We start from the raw sequence: 15575 nt of genomic DNA on the forward strand, positions 1-15575 counted from the left end.
ACCATCAAAAAGACCTTGTGCCATGAATAAACCTCCTTTAAATATATTTTTTCGAGTTTAATACATTATATAGATAAATCTACTATTTTGACACAGAAAAAGTTAACTGATAAAATTTAAATTATAAATATTAATAATATTTTGAAGGAAAAAAGAAACATTTATTGAATAATATATATATATTATTGGGGTAAGGGGTTTTGGTATGCTAAGTAAACTAAGGAAGCATTATGAAATCATTATTGGGACAATTGGTTTTGGATTACTTTTTTTATTAACTATTACTAATAAAGAGCATTATTACTTTGATATTTCATTATTTGCAATTTTGAGTATATCAGGTATTTTACTTGAAAGCATAAGCATAAAAATTGATGATTTTACTGTAACTCTAGGTTCTGCAGTAATGCTTGGCTCTTACTTTATTAGTGGGCTTATACCGACTTTATGGTTGATTTTTTTAGTATTTATGACATCAAATTATCTTTATTATCATAAACAAGCAAAAAGAGCATACTTTAATATAGGTATGTTTTTTACTATGTTTATATTGTCTCATTATATAATAAAAGCGGCGGGAAGGCAGATAAATTATATAAATAATATTGATGATATAATAAACTGTATAATATTTGGATTAACAATATTTATTGCAAATTGGATGATAGTTTTACTGCAAAATATAGGAGAGTTTAACGATGAAATAGCAAATGTAATAGAAGCTTTAAAATGGGATTTTTATACTAATTTTATAGTTATTCCATTATCTATATTAATGTCATATTCTTACCAGCAATATAGTTTTGTTGGATTAATTGTATTCATTTTATTGATTATGACTTTCAATTCGTTATTTAGATTAATGAGAAATCTGATATTTATCAATAAAGGATTAAGTTTATCTCATCAAGTTTCTGCATCGATAGTTTCTAAGCTTGATTTGAGTGAGACTATATCTAATATTTTAATTGGGATAAAGCAATTAGTGAATTGTGATTATTGTGCTTTGATTGAATTTGATAGAAGTAGTTGTACTGCTAAGACTCTAGATTTTAATGCAGAGGAATATATAAATTTTGATAGTAAAATAATTGATGATTACCTAACTAAGCACTTTGAAGAGATATTAACTTTAAAAGAAAGTTTTGTGCTTGAAGATGTTGGAAAGAGTAAATATATCGATGATTCTGCAAAAGTGCCAGAAGATTTGGTTTCGTTAATATATGAACCTTTGATTTTAGATAATGAAATAATTGGATGTGTATTAATTAGCAGTAAATATAGAGGTAGATTTTCTAAAGAGCAATTATATATTTTAGATAATCTGGCAAGCCAAATTGTGGTAGCTATAGAAAATGCAAGATTGTATAAAAAAGTATATAACAATGCTATAAAGGATGAGTTAACTGGATTATATAATCAGAGATATTTCTTTAATGCTTTAGATTCATTAACAGATACATGTTCGACTTGTACTTTTAAAAATTGTATCAAATGTAATAAAACTAGCCTTATAATTTTTGACATTGACCACTTTAAGAGAATTAATGATACTTATGGGCATCAGACAGGAGATAAAATACTTAGTGAAATAGCTAGTATTATAAGAAATAATGTCAGAGCAAATGATAAGGTATTCAGATATGGTGGAGAAGAGTTTACAGTAATATTACCAAAGATTGATCAACAACATGCTTATGATATAGCAGAGAGAATAAGGAAAGTTGTTGAAAATACTAAATTTTATAGTGTTGAAGGAGATGAAATAAAAGTAACAATAAGTGGTGGATTAGCTGAATTCCCAGAGGAAGCAGATTCTGGTGCTTCACTTTTGGCTTACGCAGATAGAGCTATGTATATAGGGGCCAAAAAACAAGGAAGAAATAAGATCAGTAAATACGCAGCAAGTATGTAGTTATTTTAGCTGATTGGGGGCGGGAGATTGAGGAGTTCGAGGAGGAAAAGGAAAAGTAAGAAGGACAAGTTATTGACAATATTTGTATTTTTTATCATAGCACCAGTTATATCAATAGCTATAGGAATTTTGATTGTTCAAAGTATAATAATGCCTCATTTTGAAGATGTTAATGATACTAACCTTACAAGCAAAATTGAAGATGATTTAAGTAATAATGAAAGTAATGAGAATATTGTTAAAGATATAGACAAACAGGAAATTAATGATTTAAAGAAATTAGAATTGACAATTGAAGGATTTGATCTATATAACATTCAATTAGGTAGTTTTAGTAATGTTGAAAATGCTAAGGCTTTAAGAAAGGAATTAAGAGAAAAAGGGGTAGATGGCTATATTGTTAAGATAAGTGACTATAAGGTGTTTTATGCGACTTTTCTTAACAGGGAAATTTGTGATGAAGTTTTAACGAGCATTAGAGAATCATATAAAGATGCATTTGTAAATAAAATAACTGTTGATGACTTTGTGATAAAATATGATAGTAATGAACAGGAAACTGCTGATATGATAAATGAAATTATTAAAACATTTAAGAATGCTTTTGATGAAGAGACTGCTTTGTGGCACTATGCTCTTGTAAAAAAAGATTTACAGGAGATACTTAAAACAATAAGGGAAAATAATGATCAAATAAGCAAATTGCTAAACAATATAGATAAGGATATAGAAAACCCTGATTTCAATGATGTATTAGATAATATCAGGATGCAGGTCAAAGAAAGAGAACAGATTTTACAAAGTCTAATAAATAATAAACAAAATATACAAGACAGTTATGACAAGTATTATAAAATGCTGTTTGATTTTATAAAAATTTTTAAATAGCTATAATAGGAGTGGTATTGTGAAATTAAAAGAAATAAAGGAAATACTAGATGCTGAAGTATTAACTGGTGAGGAATATCTAGATAGAGAAGTTCTTTCTGCTTTTGGGTCGGATTTAATGAGTGATGTTTTAGCTTTTGTAGATGATGGCTCAGTTTTGCTTACAGGATTAACAAATCCACAAGTTATTAGAACTGCTGAAATGATAGATTTATATGCTATTGTATTTGTAAGAGGCAAAAAACCAAGTAAAGAAATTATTGAAATGGCAAAATCACACAATATTACTGTTTTGCTGACTGACTATACATTGTATACATCATGTGGAAAGCTATATGAAAAAGGATTGAAAGGTATTTCTATAGAAGGAGTAACAAGATAGATGAATGAGAAAAATTCTATAAAGCTTGAATATGAGATTTTGCAGAATGATTTTACAAGAGCTGGTGAAGCTTCAAGTAATATAAAGAAAATTTTAAAACAGCTTGGAATAGAAGCTAAAATAGTTAGAAAAGTAGCTATAGCAACTTATGAAGCAGAGATGAATATAGTAATACATTCATATGGTGGAATAATTAAAGTTATAATAACAGAGCAGTATATTGATATCTATGCAATAGACAAAGGGCCTGGTATTAAAGATATTGAGTTAGCTATGAAAGAGGGTTATTCGACAGCACCAAATCATATTCGAGAATTGGGATTTGGAGCTGGAATGGGATTGCCAAATATGAAAAGATGTTCTGATGAATTTAATATAGAGTCTACTCCTAATGGAAAAACAGAAGTTTATATGAGGATTTATATAAGTAAATAAACAAAATCTAGTAGGTGATTTTTATGGAAGAGTACTTTCATTCAGTTGTACTTGATAAAGATAGATGTAATGGTTGTACAAATTGTATGAGAAGATGTCCGACAGAGGCAATAAGAGTAAGAGATAAGAAAGCTATAATCATAAAAGAGAGATGTATAGATTGTGGTGAATGTATAAGGGTATGTCCATATCATGCTCAACAGACACAGTTAGATACTTTAGATAAATTAAAGAAGTATAAATACAAGATAGCTATTTCTCCAATGACTATGTATGGTCAGTTTAATTTGGATAAAGATATGAATAAAGTTTTTAAAGGGATTAAAATGCTAGGATTCGATGAGGTATTTGATGAAGGATATGCAGCAGATATTATAACTTTGATCATTAGAGAAAACTTGAAAAACAACCAACAGCCAAAACCGCTTATTTCGTCTTTGTGTCCAGCAGTATTAAGATTGATACAAATTAGATTTCCTTCATTAATTGATAATATAATAAGAATCGAGTCACCTATGGAATTAGCTGCTAGATTAGCAAGAAAGAATGCTATGGAAAGATACGGTTTGAAGTCTGATGAAATAGGTATATTTTATATAACGCAATGTCCTGCTAAAGTTACAAGTATTAAAAATCCAATAGGTATAAAAAATTCGCATGTTGATGGCGCTATTTCTATAAAGCAGATATATGGAGATATAGTGAAAAATTCGAATACTGTTGAGAAGATAGAAGCTTTTAGAACAGCTTCTACTTATGGAATAGATTGGGCTAGAGCTGGAGGCCAGAGTAAGTCTATTGGAGTTGATAATTATATTGCAGTTGATGGAATAGATAATGTTATAAAAGTTTTGGAAGAAATTGAATTAGGTAAGCTGAATAATATTGAATACTTTGAAGGTTTAGCTTGTGTTGGGGGATGTGTTGGAGGACCGTTATGCGTTGAAAATCCATTTATAGCTAAAAGTAGAATTAGGAGATTAGCGGAAAAGCGTAATGATGAGATAAAAGTTTCAAGAGAATATGCTATAGAATTATATGATTCAGGTTTTGCTTGTTGGACTGAGAAAATTCAATCTAAAGGAGCTATGAAACTTGATGAAAATATAGTTGAAGCAATTAAGAAAATAGAAGAAATAAAAAAACTGACAAGTTTATTGCCTGGACTTGATTGTGGCTCATGTGGAGCACCTTCTTGTAGAGCTTTGGCTGAGGATATAGTAAGAGGGTATAGTAAAATAGAAGACTGTATATTCAAAGATTAGCCTAGGGAGGATACTTATGAGATTAGATAAAATAGTTAAGGAATTAGAGCTTGAAGTTTTAACTGAAAAAAATATTGAAAATGATGTAGAGGGAGTCTATATTGGTGATTTATTAAGCTTAGTAATGGCTAATGCTAATGAAAAAAACCTATGGATTACTATTCAAACGCATTTAAATATAATTGCTGTAGCTACTTTAGTAGGTTTGTCAGCTATTCTGATTGCAGAAGGTATGGAAGTTGAAGATGAAACTATAAAAAAAGCCAATGAAGTTGGCATACCAGTTTTAAGGTCAAAACTTAGTGCATATGAGTTAGCATGTAGATTATATGAATTAGGTGTTTAGTATGAGATTAAGCTATGATTTGCATATACATTCAGTATTGTCTCCATGTGGAGATAAGGATATGACACCAAATAATATTGTCAATATGGCGTATATTAAAGGGCTTGATATAATTTCAGTAACTGATCATAATACTATGGAAAATGTAGAAGCTGTTATGAAAGTAGCTAAAAAAAGAGATATTTTAGTTATACCTGGCATAGAGGTAACTACAAAAGAAGAAGTTCACGTATTATGTTATTTTAGAAATATTGAAGATGGTATGGAATTTCAAGATTTTATCTATAGAGGATTACCAGATATTAAAAATAATGAAAAGCTTTTTGGAAGCCAATTGTTAATGGATGAAGATGATAACATTATAGGAAAGATTGATAAGTTTCTTTTAAATAGTACTAAGTATACAATTAAAGAAATTAATGATTTTGTTAATAAACTAAATGGTGCTTTGGTACCAGCGCATGTTGATAAAAAATCTTATAGTATACTTGCCAATTTAGGCTTTATACCAGATGAACTTAATATAAAAACAGTTGAAGTTTCAAGCGATTATTTTTCTTTATCAACTGATACCTTAATCAATTTAGATAGATATAATGTACTTAAGAACTCTGATGCACATTATCTTGGCGATATCAATGAACCAATTGTGTTTTTAGATATAGAAAGAAAGAATATAAATTTTTTAATAGAATATCTTAATAAGAGTTGGAGGAATATAAGATGAAGGAGCTTTCCCTTCACATTTTAGATTTAGCTGAAAATTCAGTAAAAGCTGAAGCAACTAAAATAAATATTAGTATTTTTGAAGATACAGAGAGAGATTTATTGACAATAAATTTAGAGGATAACGGAAGAGGGATGGACGAAGAGTTACTAAAAAAAGTAGAAGATCCTTTTGTAACATCTAGAACAACTAGAAAAGTAGGCCTAGGAATTCCTTTGATGAAAGCGGCTGCTTTAAGGTGTGAAGGAGATTTTAAAATATCTTCAGAAATAGGTAAGGGAACTAAAGTAACAATTATTTTTAAGCATAGTCATATAGATAGAGCACCAATAGGAGATATTGGGCAAACAATAATTTCATTGATAAATGCAAATGAGAATATAGAAATTGTTTACAAGCATAGTTATAATGGAAATTGTTTTGTTTTTGATACCAAGGAAGTAAAAAATATACTAGGAGATGTGCCGATAAATGAAGCTCATATAATGTTGTGGATAAAGGATTATATCAATGAAAATGTAAGGAATCTTTATAGAAATAGTCAATGAGAATGACAATAAATAAACAATCTATTTTCTGTACAATTTCGATAAAAGGTGTTATAATTAAGTTAAAAATAATAGGACCCATGAGTGGGGGTCCTATATTTGTGTAAAATTTTGTCTATTTAAGTATTTTGTATACAAGATTTGTTTAAAAATTATTAAAATTATAAATAAGAGGTGAGATGTATGAAGTTAAAAAATCTTACCTTTAAAGGTGGTGTTCATCCGCCACACTTTAAAGAGTATACTGAGAAAATTCCGTTAGAAAAAGCAAAAGAACCACAAACAGTTATTATTCCAATGCAACAGCATATAGGCGCACCTTGTGAGCCAATTGTAAAGGTTGGAGATAGGGTTAAAATTGGACAGAAGATAGGTGAGCCAAAAGCATTTGTTTCTGCACCAATCCATTCTAGTATTGCAGGAATAGTGAAGAAAATTGTACCTTATACAAGTCCTACAGGTACACAAGTATTATCTGTAGTGATAGAATCAGATGGCAGTAATGAAGTAGATGAAAACGTTAAACCAAAAGGAGATTTAGATTCACTTACTAAAGAAGAAATCTTGAATATCATTAAAGAAGCAGGTATTACAGGGCTTGGAGGTGCAGGATTCCCTACTCATGTAAAATTATCACCACCTCCAGACAAAAAGATTGATACTATAATATTAAATGGTGCAGAGTGTGAGCCTTATTTAACATCTGACCATAGATTAATGCTTGAAACTCCTGAGAAGGTAGTATTTGGGCTAAAGGCTATTATGAAAGCTGTTGGTGTAAGTAAGGGATTTATCGGAATTGAAAACAATAAGCCAGATGCGATAGAAGCAATGGAGAAGGCTGTCAAAGATGAACCAAACATTGAAATAGCTACTTTGGTTACTAAGTATCCACAAGGAGACGAAAAACGATTAATTAATGCTGTTACAGGGAGAGAAGTACCATCTGGTGGATTACCGATGGATGTAGGCGTTATAGTTAATAACGTTGGTACTGCAGCAGCTATAGCAGATGCGATTCAGACAGGTATGCCACTTATACAAAGAATAGTTACAATAACAGGTAGTGCTGTAAATAAACCTAAAAATTTAATCGTTAAGATAGGAACTCCATTTAAAGAAGTGATAGAGCAATGTGGTGGATATAAAGGAAAGCCAGGAAAAATAATTATGGGTGGACCTATGATGGGTATTGCTCAGTTTACAGATGAGGTACCTGTTATTAAAGGAACATCAGGTATACTTGTATTAAATGAGAAAGAGGCTAAGATACCTGAGCCTAAACAATGTATTAGATGTGGTAAGTGTGTTGATATTTGTCCTGTTAATTTACAACCTCTATTTATAAGTCAGTTTGCATTAAAAAGCATGTATGATGAAGCTGAGAAGTATCATGCATTAGATTGTATTGAGTGCGGTTCATGTTCTTTTATTTGTCCATCAAAAAGACCTTTATTGCAGTCAATAAGAGTAGCTAAGAGGGAACTAATTTCTAGAAGAAAAAAAAGGTAAGTGATTGGAGGGAGAATAGTGGATAATAAGTTAATAGTTTCATCTTCTCCACATCTTAGATCAGATGAAACAATCAATAGAATCATGTTAGATGTAATAATAGCTTTATTACCAGCAACTTTAGCTAGTATCTACTATTTTAGATTTAATGCATTAAAGTTGATTGTATTAGCAGTATTAACTGCAGTGGTAACAGAAGCTTTAATTCAGAAATTATTGAAAAAGCCTATAACTGTAAATGATCTAAGTGCAGTTGTTACAGGTTTACTATTAGCCTTTAATATACCTGCATCAGCTCCTTGGTGGATACCAGTAATAGGTTCGGCTTTTGCAATTGCTATAGTAAAGCAGGCTTTTGGTGGATTAGGACACAATTTTATGAACCCAGCTTTAGCAGCAAGAGCTATGCTTTTAGCGTCATGGCCTGTTATTATGACTAATTGGGTAACTCCAGGGGCAGAAGCAGTAAGTACTGCAACACCTTTAGCTATTTTAAAAGGAGAAGCAGCTAATCAGGTTTTACCATCTTTAAAGGATGTATTCTTCGGAAATGTAGGAGGATGTTTAGGAGAAACATCAGCGATACTTTTAATTTTAGGTGGTGCATATTTACTTTATAGAGGTGTTATTAATTGGCGTATTCCTTTTACTTATATAGGTACAGTTGCAGTTATGATGCTGATTTTCGATGGTGGATTCACTAGCATGGTGTACCACATATTCGCAGGAGGACTTATGCTAGGTGCATTTTTCATGGCTACTGATTATGCGTCATCTCCTGTAACACCAAAAGGACAGATTATTTTTGGTATAGGCTGTGGTGTTATAACATCAGTAATAAGACTCTATGGTGGCTATCCTGAAGGGGTTTCGTATTCAATACTTCTTATGAATATAGTAGCACCTCTTTTAGATAAATATACTAGCCCAAGAGTATTTGGTGAGGTGAAGCAAAATGGGTGATATTATAAAATTAGGTTTAATACTATTACTGATAACTTCTATAGCGGCTTTAGTGTTAGGTTTTACTAATGATATGACTAAAGATGTTATTGCGAGTGTAGAAAATCAAGCGAGTGAAGTAGCAAGAAAAGAAGTGTTACCTCTAGCTGAAAGTTTCAAACCTTTAGATGAGAAAATATTAAATGAAATAATTAATAGTAATCCAAATGTAAGAGAGATATATAGTGGTTATTCTGAAAATGGTAGTTTAGTAGGATATGCTATAAAGACAGCAACTCCTGGATATGGAGGAGATGTTGAAGTTATAACAGGAATTTCATTAGAAAACAAAGTAACTGGTATAAAAGTAGTAAGTCACAAAGAAACTCCAGGTCTTGGAGCTAATGCAACTCAACCTAAGTTCCAAAATCAATTTAAAGATAAAGATGCTTCAAAAGAGTTAGTAGTAGTTAAAGGAAGTCCAAGTAGCGAAAATGAAATACAAGCACTTACTGGTGCTACAATAACATCAAGAGCTGTTACAAACGGTGTTAATCTAGCTAGAGAAATATTTATAAATAAGCTTGCGCAGTAGTACTTTCAGGCTTGGAGGTGTAGAGATGAGATTTATAGATAATTTGAAAAATGGTTTACTGAAGGAAAATCCAACATTTGTACAGCTTTTAGGTATGTGTCCGACATTAGCTGTAACAACAACAGCTTCTGATGGTATGGCAATGGGATTAGCGACAACTGCTGTATTAGTGAGTTCGAATTTAGTTATTTCTTTATTAAGAAAAGTTATTCCAAGTAAAATTAGAATACCTTCATATATAGTAATTGTTGCTACATTTGTTACTCTTATAGACATGTTTATGCATGCTTATGCAATTGACTTATATAGGTCTTTAGGATTGTTTATACCTTTAATTGTTGTTAACTGTTTAATATTGGGTAGAGCTGAGTCTTTTGCTTCGAAAAATAATCCTGTTGATTCAATAGTAGACGGAATTGGTATGGGATTAGGATTTACATGGGCTCTTACTCTTTTAGGAATTGTAAGAGAGTTACTTGGAGCAGGAAGTGTATTTGGAATTCAAATATTTGGTGAAGCTTTCAAACCAGCTCTAATAATGATATTACCTCCTGGAGCTTTCTTAGCATTAGGTGTTTTAATAGGATTATTTAACTGGCTAAAGTCAAGAAAGACTGCTAGAGTATAGAGGGGGTTTGTAGATGAGTATAGGAGGATTATTTGTAATATTAATAAGCGCAATGCTAGTGAATAACTTTGTACTTTCTAGATTCTTAGGTATTTGTCCTTTCCTTGGAGTATCTAAGCAGGTAGAAACTGCTTTTGGTATGGGAATGGCTGTAACATTCGTAATGACTTTGGCGTCTATTATAACTTATGTTGTACATCATACTATACTAGTGAGTTTAGGATTAGAATATTTGCAAACTATAGCTTTTATTCTAATTATTGCTGCACTAGTTCAGTTAGTTGAAATGTTTATTCAGAAGATGAGTCCAACATTGTATCAGGCTTTAGGGGTATATTTACCACTTATTACTACAAACTGTGCGGTATTAGGATTGGCAATAATTAACATTCAAGAAAACTATAATTTAATAGAAACTATTGTACATTCATTAGGTGCGTCTGTAGGTTTTTCCTTAGCGATAGTACTTTTTGCGGGTATTAGAGAAAGACTGGCATTAGCTGATGTACCAGAATCTTTAAAAGGATTCCCAATTGCTTTAATAACAGCAGGATTAATGTCAATAGCATTTTTAGGTTTCACTGGTCTTGTATAGGAGGTGACAATCATGTCTACTAGTATTTTATATTCAGTTTTAAGTTTAGGTGGTTTAGGGTTATTATTTGGTGTTGGTTTAGCAATTGCCTCAAAAGTATTTGCTGTAGAGGTTGATCCAAAGGTTGAAGCAATAAGAGAAGCATTACCAGGTGCAAATTGTGGTGCATGTGGTTTTCCTGGATGTGACGGTTTTGCAAATGCAGTAGCTAGTGGTAAAGCTCCTGTGAATGGATGTCCAGTTGGAGGAGCTACGACGGCTGAAAAATTAGGCGAAATTATGGGAATAGCTGCTGAGGCAGGAGAAAAGAAAGTAGCTAGAGTTATTTGTCAAGGTACTTGTAACAATGCTACAGAGAAATATGAATATTTAGGAATTAAAGATTGTAAAGCAGCTGCTATGGTTGCTGGAGGCAGCAAATCTTGTCAATATGGATGTTTAGGATTAGGAACTTGCGTTGAGGCATGTCAGTTTGATGCAATAGAAATTGTTGATGGAATAGCAAAGATAAATCCAGAGAAATGTACTGCATGTGGTAAATGTATAGAGGTATGTCCAAAATCTGTAATAGAGATGGTACCATATAAACAAAACGTTTTTGTAGATTGTAATAGTAAAGAGTTTGGAAAAGAAGTTAAATCAAAGTGTACTGTTGGGTGTATTGGTTGTAAGATTTGTGTAAAATCTTGTCCATTTGATGCAATAGAATTTGAAAATAATTTAGCAAAAATTAACTATGACAAATGTACTAATTGTATGATTTGCGCAGAAAAATGTCCAACTAATGCTATATCAGCTAATTTTGAAAAAAGAAAAAAAGCTCATATTGATGAAGAAAAATGTGTAGGATGTACAATTTGTAAAAAACAATGCCCTGTAGATGCTATAGAGGGAGAGTTAAAAGAGAAACATAAAGTATTAGAAGACAAGTGCGTAGGTTGCGGTTTATGTGCTCAGAAATGCCCTAAAGATGCAATTGAGCTTAACTAAATTTAAACCCTGCTATATTTATAGCAGGGTTTTTCTGACCCCTGTTCCCTGTCAACTAAATGCGAGCGCTGTGTAATTAATAAAGGCAAATAGCGAATGACGAATTGCCAAAGACCAAGCGTCCTTCAGGCGCTTTGATGAAAAAATTGTTACTTGTATTTAGGTAATATAAGTGGTAAACTAAAATTGAGATAATATGTATGTTCTGTATACATTTACATTTCATAGATTTTGAAAGGTGTTTTCTATGACAAAATGGGACAAGTACCTTATTTTCTTTATAATATTATTAAGTATAATAGGTCTTAGTATAGTCAAAAGCGATATAAGTAAATCAGATTATAAGTATATAAGGATAACGGTAAATGGAGAAGTTATTAAAAAAATTACTTTTGGTAAAAACATGATTGGAAAGACTATTGATATAAGAACACAATACGGTTATAACAAGATTGAAATTGGTGATGGGAAGGTTAGAGTGATAGATGCAGATTGTCCTGATAAATTAGATGTTAAGCAGGGCTGGATATCAAAACCTGGAGAAATTATAGTTTGCTTACCACATAAATTGACTATTGAGATAGTTGGAGAAAATAAAGAAGATAATAAAATAGATGATGTAAGCTACTAGAAAGAGTGAGTAAAGTGAATAATATAAAAAAGGTTATTTTTTTATCGTTATTAGTAGCATTAGGACTTGCACTAAGTATACTTGAATCTTTCATACCATTACCTTTTATAGCGCCTGGAGCAAAATTAGGTTTAGCCAATATTGTAATTTTATCTACTTTAATTATTTTTGGGTTTAAAGAAGCTTTGACAGTAGCAATACTAAGAAGTATAACATTCAGTTTAGCAACTGGAAGTATTACAGGTTTATTTTATAGTTTAGCTGGAAGCCTTCTAAGCTTAGTTGCAATGTATTTTGTATATAGATTTTTATCAAGGATGTTTAGCGTTATAGGTATAAGTATTATAGGAGCTGTTTTTCATAATATAGGTCAAATAAGTGTTGCGAGTATTATAATGGAGAATATTAAGATATTTTCGTATTTACCAGTTATGAATTTAGTTAGCTTATTTACTGGATATTTTGTAGGTTTAAGTACTCTTTATGCGACAAAACATTTAAAAAAAATATTTAATTTATGATTTCTAAGGAGGGTTATAATGAGAGCAAGAACTAGAAATCCCTGGATTTTATTTTTATTATTAATTACGGGGATTGTAATTGGTGGGATAATTGGAGATTTACTAAGTGATAAGGTACCTTTATTGGCGTATAATTATGCAATAGGATTAAAATCTCCAATACATTTAGACCTAAAAGTGATCAACTTAACTTTTGGTCTAGCTATAGACGTTAGTGTTGCAAGTGTAATTGGTTTGATAATTTCAGTATTTATATACAGAAAATTATAGGTGATAGTATGAAAAAGAGGATAATCTTGGCTTCAGGTTCACCTAGAAGAAAAGAATTATTATCTAAATTTAATATTGATTTTGACATTGTGCAAAGCGATATACCAGAGTTAGTTAATGACTTTGATGAGCCAAAGCAAACGGCAATGTCTCTAGCATTTCAGAAAGCAAATGATGTATCTCAAAAAATGGCAAATGGTGAAATAGTAATTGCAGCTGATACTATTGTTGTTTTTAAAGATAAAATCTTAGGCAAGCCACGTAATGAAAATGAAGCATTTAATATGTTATCTGAGTTAAGTGGTAAAACCCATTCTGTAATTACTGGTTTTGCTATTATCGAGGCAGGCACATATAATAAGATTATCGATTATGCTGAAACGATTGTAAAGTTTAAAGACTTGACTTCAGGTCAAATAAAAAGATATATTAAAACAGGTGAATATTTAGACAAAGCAGGTGCTTATGCTATACAAGGCTTTGGTTCAATACTTGTAGAATGGATAAAAGGTTCCTATTGGAATGTAGTTGGTTTACCAATATCAAAATTAGATAATGTTTTAGAAAAATATTTTGGAGTAAGACTATTATAGAATGGATTGATATAAATGGGTGGAGTGGAGAACTATACCATAAAAGATTTACCAGAAGAAGAAAGACCAAGGGAAAAGTTGTTTAAATTTGGTCCTAAAGCATTATCAAATTCAGAATTATTAGCTATAATCATAAGGACAGGAAATAGGAAGTATACAGCTATTGAATTATCACAAAGAATACTTTCTATGGATAAAAGTGGATTGAGATATTTAGCTGAATTAACGTTTGAAGAGCTAACAGAGCTTAATGGAATTGGAAAATGCAAAGCAGCTCAAATAATTGCAGCGATTGAGCTTGGCAAAAGACTATCTTCTTTTAATGCAGAAAGTAGAATAAAGGTAACCTGTCCCTATGATGTAGTTAATATTTTAATGGAAGAAATGAGATATTTAAAGAAAGAGTATTTTAAAACTATTTTGTTAGATACAAAAAATAATATAATTGCGATAGAAAATACTTCTATTGGGAGTTTGAATTCTTCAATAGTACATCCTAGAGAGGTATTTAAAGGAGCAATAAAAAGGAGTAGTGCATCAATAATTATAGTACACAATCACCCTAGTGGTGATCCAACGCCTAGTAAAGAGGATATAAATATTACCAAAAGACTTGTTGAAGGGGGAAAAATTTTAGGCATAGATTTGTTAGATCACATCATTATTGGGGATGGAAAATACGTAAGTTTAAAAGAGAAAAACATAATATAAGATGAAATAGGGAGGAGCAAAAGACGATGGGCATCTTAAATATCTTTTCAAGAGATATGGGAATAGACTTAGGAACTGCAAATACATTAGTATATGTTAAAGGAAAAGGGATAATCATTAGAGAGCCTTCGGTTGTAGCTATTAAATCAAAAACAAATCAGGTTTTAGCTGTTGGTGAGGAAGCTAAGAGGATGATAGGTAGAACACCTGGTGATATAGTTGCAATCAGACCAATGAAAGATGGTGTTATAGCAGATTTTGATGTTACTCAAAGTATGTTAAAGCACTTTATTAAAAAAGCTTATCCAAGACGTTCATTTGTACAGCCTAGAGTGGTAGTATGTGTACCGTCTGGAGTAACAGAGGTTGAAAAAAGAGCAGTAGAAGAAGCTGCTAGACAGGCTGGCGCTAGAGAAGCACACCTTATTGAAGAACCTATGGCAGCAGCTATTGGTGCAGGACTTCCTGTACAAGAACCAACAGGTAGCATGGTTGTAGATATTGGTGGTGGAACTACTGAAGTTGCTATTATTTCACTTGGTGGTATAGTAACAAGTAAATCAATAAGAGTTGGTGGAGACGAATTAGATGAATCAATTATTTATTACATTAAGAAAGAATATAATTTAATGATTGGAGAAAGAACTGCTGAAGAAGTAAAAATACAGATAGGATCAGCAGATTTAAGTCCAAAAACTAAAGATAAAAAAATGAAGATAAGGGGTAGGGATTTAGTAACAGGTTTACCTAAAACTATAGAAATATGCGCAGCAGAGATTTTAACTGCTATGAAAGAACCAGTTTCAAGTATAATTGATGCGATAAAATATACTTTAGAGAAAACCCCACCTGAACTAGCAGCTGATATTATGGAACAGGGTATTATGCTTACTGGTGGTGGTGCATTACTTGACGGATTAGATAGATTAATAAAGAAAGAAACAGGAATGCCTGTTCATATTGCTGAGAACCCACTAGATTGCGTGGTTTTAGGAACAGGTAAAGCGCTTGAAGAAATAGAGACTTTAAGGAGAGTGTTAATTACTACAAATAGGTAATAATGGTTGGTGATGAAGTGTGT

General features: G+C 31.4%; 20 protein-coding genes. All 20 read left to right on the forward strand.

From position 1 onward, the window contains the following. Positions 1–205 precede the first annotated feature (205 nt). The 20 genes from BFN48_RS02050 (at position 206) to BFN48_RS02145 (ending at position 15552) form a co-directional block, all read left to right on the forward strand. Entirely contained in the window at positions 206–1915 is a 1710-nt protein-coding gene (locus BFN48_RS02050) for a sensor domain-containing diguanylate cyclase (RefSeq protein WP_069649204.1), read from the forward strand. Positions 1916–1942: 27 nt separating this feature from the next. Further along, positions 1943–2803, forward strand: a complete 861-nt coding sequence (locus BFN48_RS02055; protein WP_069649205.1) for an SPOR domain-containing protein — start codon at positions 1943–1945, stop codon at positions 2801–2803. Positions 2804–2822: 19 nt separating this feature from the next. Then, positions 2823–3185 (forward strand): DRTGG domain-containing protein, encoded by a 363-nt coding sequence (locus BFN48_RS02060; protein ID WP_069649206.1) that lies wholly within the window; start codon positions 2823–2825, stop codon positions 3183–3185. Next, positions 3186–3620 carry an ATP-binding protein gene (locus BFN48_RS02065; protein WP_069649207.1) on the forward strand — a complete coding sequence of 145 codons (435 nt, stop codon included), beginning with the start codon at positions 3186–3188 and terminating at the stop codon, positions 3618–3620. It abuts the gene before it with no gap. A 23-nt stretch (positions 3621–3643) separates the two neighbouring features. Next, the gene (locus BFN48_RS02070; protein WP_069649208.1) at positions 3644–4885 is read left to right on the forward strand and encodes a [Fe-Fe] hydrogenase large subunit C-terminal domain-containing protein; all 1242 of its coding nucleotides are present in this window, start codon (positions 3644–3646) and stop codon (positions 4883–4885) included. A 16-nt stretch (positions 4886–4901) separates the two neighbouring features. Next, complete coding sequence (locus BFN48_RS12550) at positions 4902–5231, forward strand: DRTGG domain-containing protein (protein ID WP_069649209.1); 330 nt, start codon at positions 4902–4904, stop codon at positions 5229–5231. Position 5232: 1 nt separating this feature from the next. Next, positions 5233–5958, forward strand: a complete 726-nt coding sequence (locus tag BFN48_RS02080) for a PHP domain-containing protein (RefSeq protein WP_069649210.1) — start codon at positions 5233–5235, stop codon at positions 5956–5958. After that, entirely contained in the window at positions 5955–6506 is a 552-nt protein-coding gene (locus BFN48_RS02085) for an ATP-binding protein (RefSeq protein ID WP_069649211.1), read from the forward strand. The genes BFN48_RS02080 and BFN48_RS02085 overlap by 4 nt, the downstream gene beginning before the upstream one ends. A 183-nt stretch (positions 6507–6689) precedes the next feature. Then, positions 6690–8018, forward strand: coding sequence for an electron transport complex subunit RsxC (gene rsxC / locus BFN48_RS02090; RefSeq protein ID WP_069649212.1), 1329 nt, complete (start codon positions 6690–6692; stop codon positions 8016–8018). 15 nt (positions 8019–8033) lie between these two features. Then, positions 8034–8981, forward strand: a complete 948-nt coding sequence (locus BFN48_RS02095) for an RnfABCDGE type electron transport complex subunit D (RefSeq protein ID WP_423230238.1) — start codon at positions 8034–8036, stop codon at positions 8979–8981. After that, a complete protein-coding gene (locus BFN48_RS02100) occupies positions 8974–9555 on the forward strand; it encodes an RnfABCDGE type electron transport complex subunit G (protein WP_069649214.1) in 582 nt (193 codons plus the stop codon). The genes BFN48_RS02095 and BFN48_RS02100 overlap by 8 nt, the downstream gene beginning before the upstream one ends. A 25-nt stretch (positions 9556–9580) precedes the next feature. Beyond that, a complete protein-coding gene (gene rsxE / locus BFN48_RS02105) occupies positions 9581–10183 on the forward strand; it encodes an electron transport complex subunit RsxE (protein WP_069649215.1) in 603 nt (200 codons plus the stop codon). Between the two features lie 13 nt (positions 10184–10196). Next, on the forward strand, positions 10197–10778 hold the full coding sequence (gene rsxA, locus BFN48_RS02110; RefSeq protein ID WP_069649216.1) for an electron transport complex subunit RsxA: 582 nt from the start codon (positions 10197–10199) through the stop codon (positions 10776–10778). 12 nt (positions 10779–10790) lie between these two features. Next, complete coding sequence (rnfB, locus tag BFN48_RS02115) at positions 10791–11768, forward strand: RnfABCDGE type electron transport complex subunit B (RefSeq protein ID WP_069649217.1); 978 nt, start codon at positions 10791–10793, stop codon at positions 11766–11768. Between the two features lie 247 nt (positions 11769–12015). Further along, positions 12016–12399 carry a NusG domain II-containing protein gene (locus BFN48_RS02120; RefSeq protein WP_069649218.1) on the forward strand — a complete coding sequence of 128 codons (384 nt, stop codon included), beginning with the start codon at positions 12016–12018 and terminating at the stop codon, positions 12397–12399. Between the two features lie 14 nt (positions 12400–12413). Continuing rightward, positions 12414–12920: a Gx transporter family protein gene (locus BFN48_RS02125; protein ID WP_069649219.1), complete on the forward strand. Its 507-nt coding sequence runs from the start codon at positions 12414–12416 to the stop codon at positions 12918–12920. A gap of 18 nt (positions 12921–12938) precedes the next feature. Beyond that, positions 12939–13190, forward strand: a complete 252-nt coding sequence (locus BFN48_RS02130; protein ID WP_069649220.1) for a DUF4321 domain-containing protein — start codon at positions 12939–12941, stop codon at positions 13188–13190. Between the two features lie 8 nt (positions 13191–13198). Beyond that, positions 13199–13783 carry a Maf family protein gene (locus BFN48_RS02135; protein ID WP_069649221.1) on the forward strand — a complete coding sequence of 195 codons (585 nt, stop codon included), beginning with the start codon at positions 13199–13201 and terminating at the stop codon, positions 13781–13783. Positions 13784–13798: 15 nt separating this feature from the next. Further along, complete coding sequence (gene radC / locus BFN48_RS02140) at positions 13799–14494, forward strand: RadC family protein (RefSeq protein WP_069649222.1); 696 nt, start codon at positions 13799–13801, stop codon at positions 14492–14494. 26 nt (positions 14495–14520) lie between these two features. Further along, the gene (locus BFN48_RS02145) at positions 14521–15552 is read left to right on the forward strand and encodes a rod shape-determining protein (protein ID WP_069649223.1); all 1032 of its coding nucleotides are present in this window, start codon (positions 14521–14523) and stop codon (positions 15550–15552) included. The last annotated feature ends 23 nt before the right edge of the window (positions 15553–15575 follow it).

Source organism: Caloranaerobacter ferrireducens, assembly GCF_001730685.1.
In the GTDB taxonomy this organism is placed as follows: domain Bacteria; phylum Bacillota; class Clostridia; order Tissierellales; family Thermohalobacteraceae; genus Caloranaerobacter; species Caloranaerobacter ferrireducens.

Excerpts from the sequence above, each read along its gene's own strand:
- BFN48_RS02050 (WP_069649204.1), top strand. The coding sequence starts at position 206 with ATGCTAAGTAAACTAAGGAAGCATTATGAAATCATTATTGGGACAATT.
- BFN48_RS02065 (WP_069649207.1), top strand. The coding sequence starts at position 3,186 with ATGAATGAGAAAAATTCTATAAAGCTTGAATATGAGATTTTGCAGAAT.
- BFN48_RS02070 (WP_069649208.1), top strand. The coding sequence starts at position 3,644 with ATGGAAGAGTACTTTCATTCAGTTGTACTTGATAAAGATAGATGTAAT.
- BFN48_RS12550 (WP_069649209.1), top strand. The coding sequence starts at position 4,902 with ATGAGATTAGATAAAATAGTTAAGGAATTAGAGCTTGAAGTTTTAACT.
- BFN48_RS02080 (WP_069649210.1), top strand. The coding sequence starts at position 5,233 with ATGAGATTAAGCTATGATTTGCATATACATTCAGTATTGTCTCCATGT.
- BFN48_RS02085 (WP_069649211.1), top strand. The coding sequence starts at position 5,955 with ATGAAGGAGCTTTCCCTTCACATTTTAGATTTAGCTGAAAATTCAGTA.
- rsxC (WP_069649212.1), top strand. The coding sequence starts at position 6,690 with ATGAAGTTAAAAAATCTTACCTTTAAAGGTGGTGTTCATCCGCCACAC.
- BFN48_RS02100 (WP_069649214.1), top strand. The coding sequence starts at position 8,974 with ATGGGTGATATTATAAAATTAGGTTTAATACTATTACTGATAACTTCT.
- rsxE (WP_069649215.1), top strand. The coding sequence starts at position 9,581 with ATGAGATTTATAGATAATTTGAAAAATGGTTTACTGAAGGAAAATCCA.
- rsxA (WP_069649216.1), top strand. The coding sequence starts at position 10,197 with ATGAGTATAGGAGGATTATTTGTAATATTAATAAGCGCAATGCTAGTG.
- rnfB (WP_069649217.1), top strand. The coding sequence starts at position 10,791 with ATGTCTACTAGTATTTTATATTCAGTTTTAAGTTTAGGTGGTTTAGGG.
- BFN48_RS02120 (WP_069649218.1), top strand. The coding sequence starts at position 12,016 with ATGACAAAATGGGACAAGTACCTTATTTTCTTTATAATATTATTAAGT.
- BFN48_RS02130 (WP_069649220.1), top strand. The coding sequence starts at position 12,939 with ATGAGAGCAAGAACTAGAAATCCCTGGATTTTATTTTTATTATTAATT.
- BFN48_RS02135 (WP_069649221.1), top strand. The coding sequence starts at position 13,199 with ATGAAAAAGAGGATAATCTTGGCTTCAGGTTCACCTAGAAGAAAAGAA.
- radC (WP_069649222.1), top strand. The coding sequence starts at position 13,799 with ATGGGTGGAGTGGAGAACTATACCATAAAAGATTTACCAGAAGAAGAA.
- BFN48_RS02145 (WP_069649223.1), top strand. The coding sequence starts at position 14,521 with ATGGGCATCTTAAATATCTTTTCAAGAGATATGGGAATAGACTTAGGA.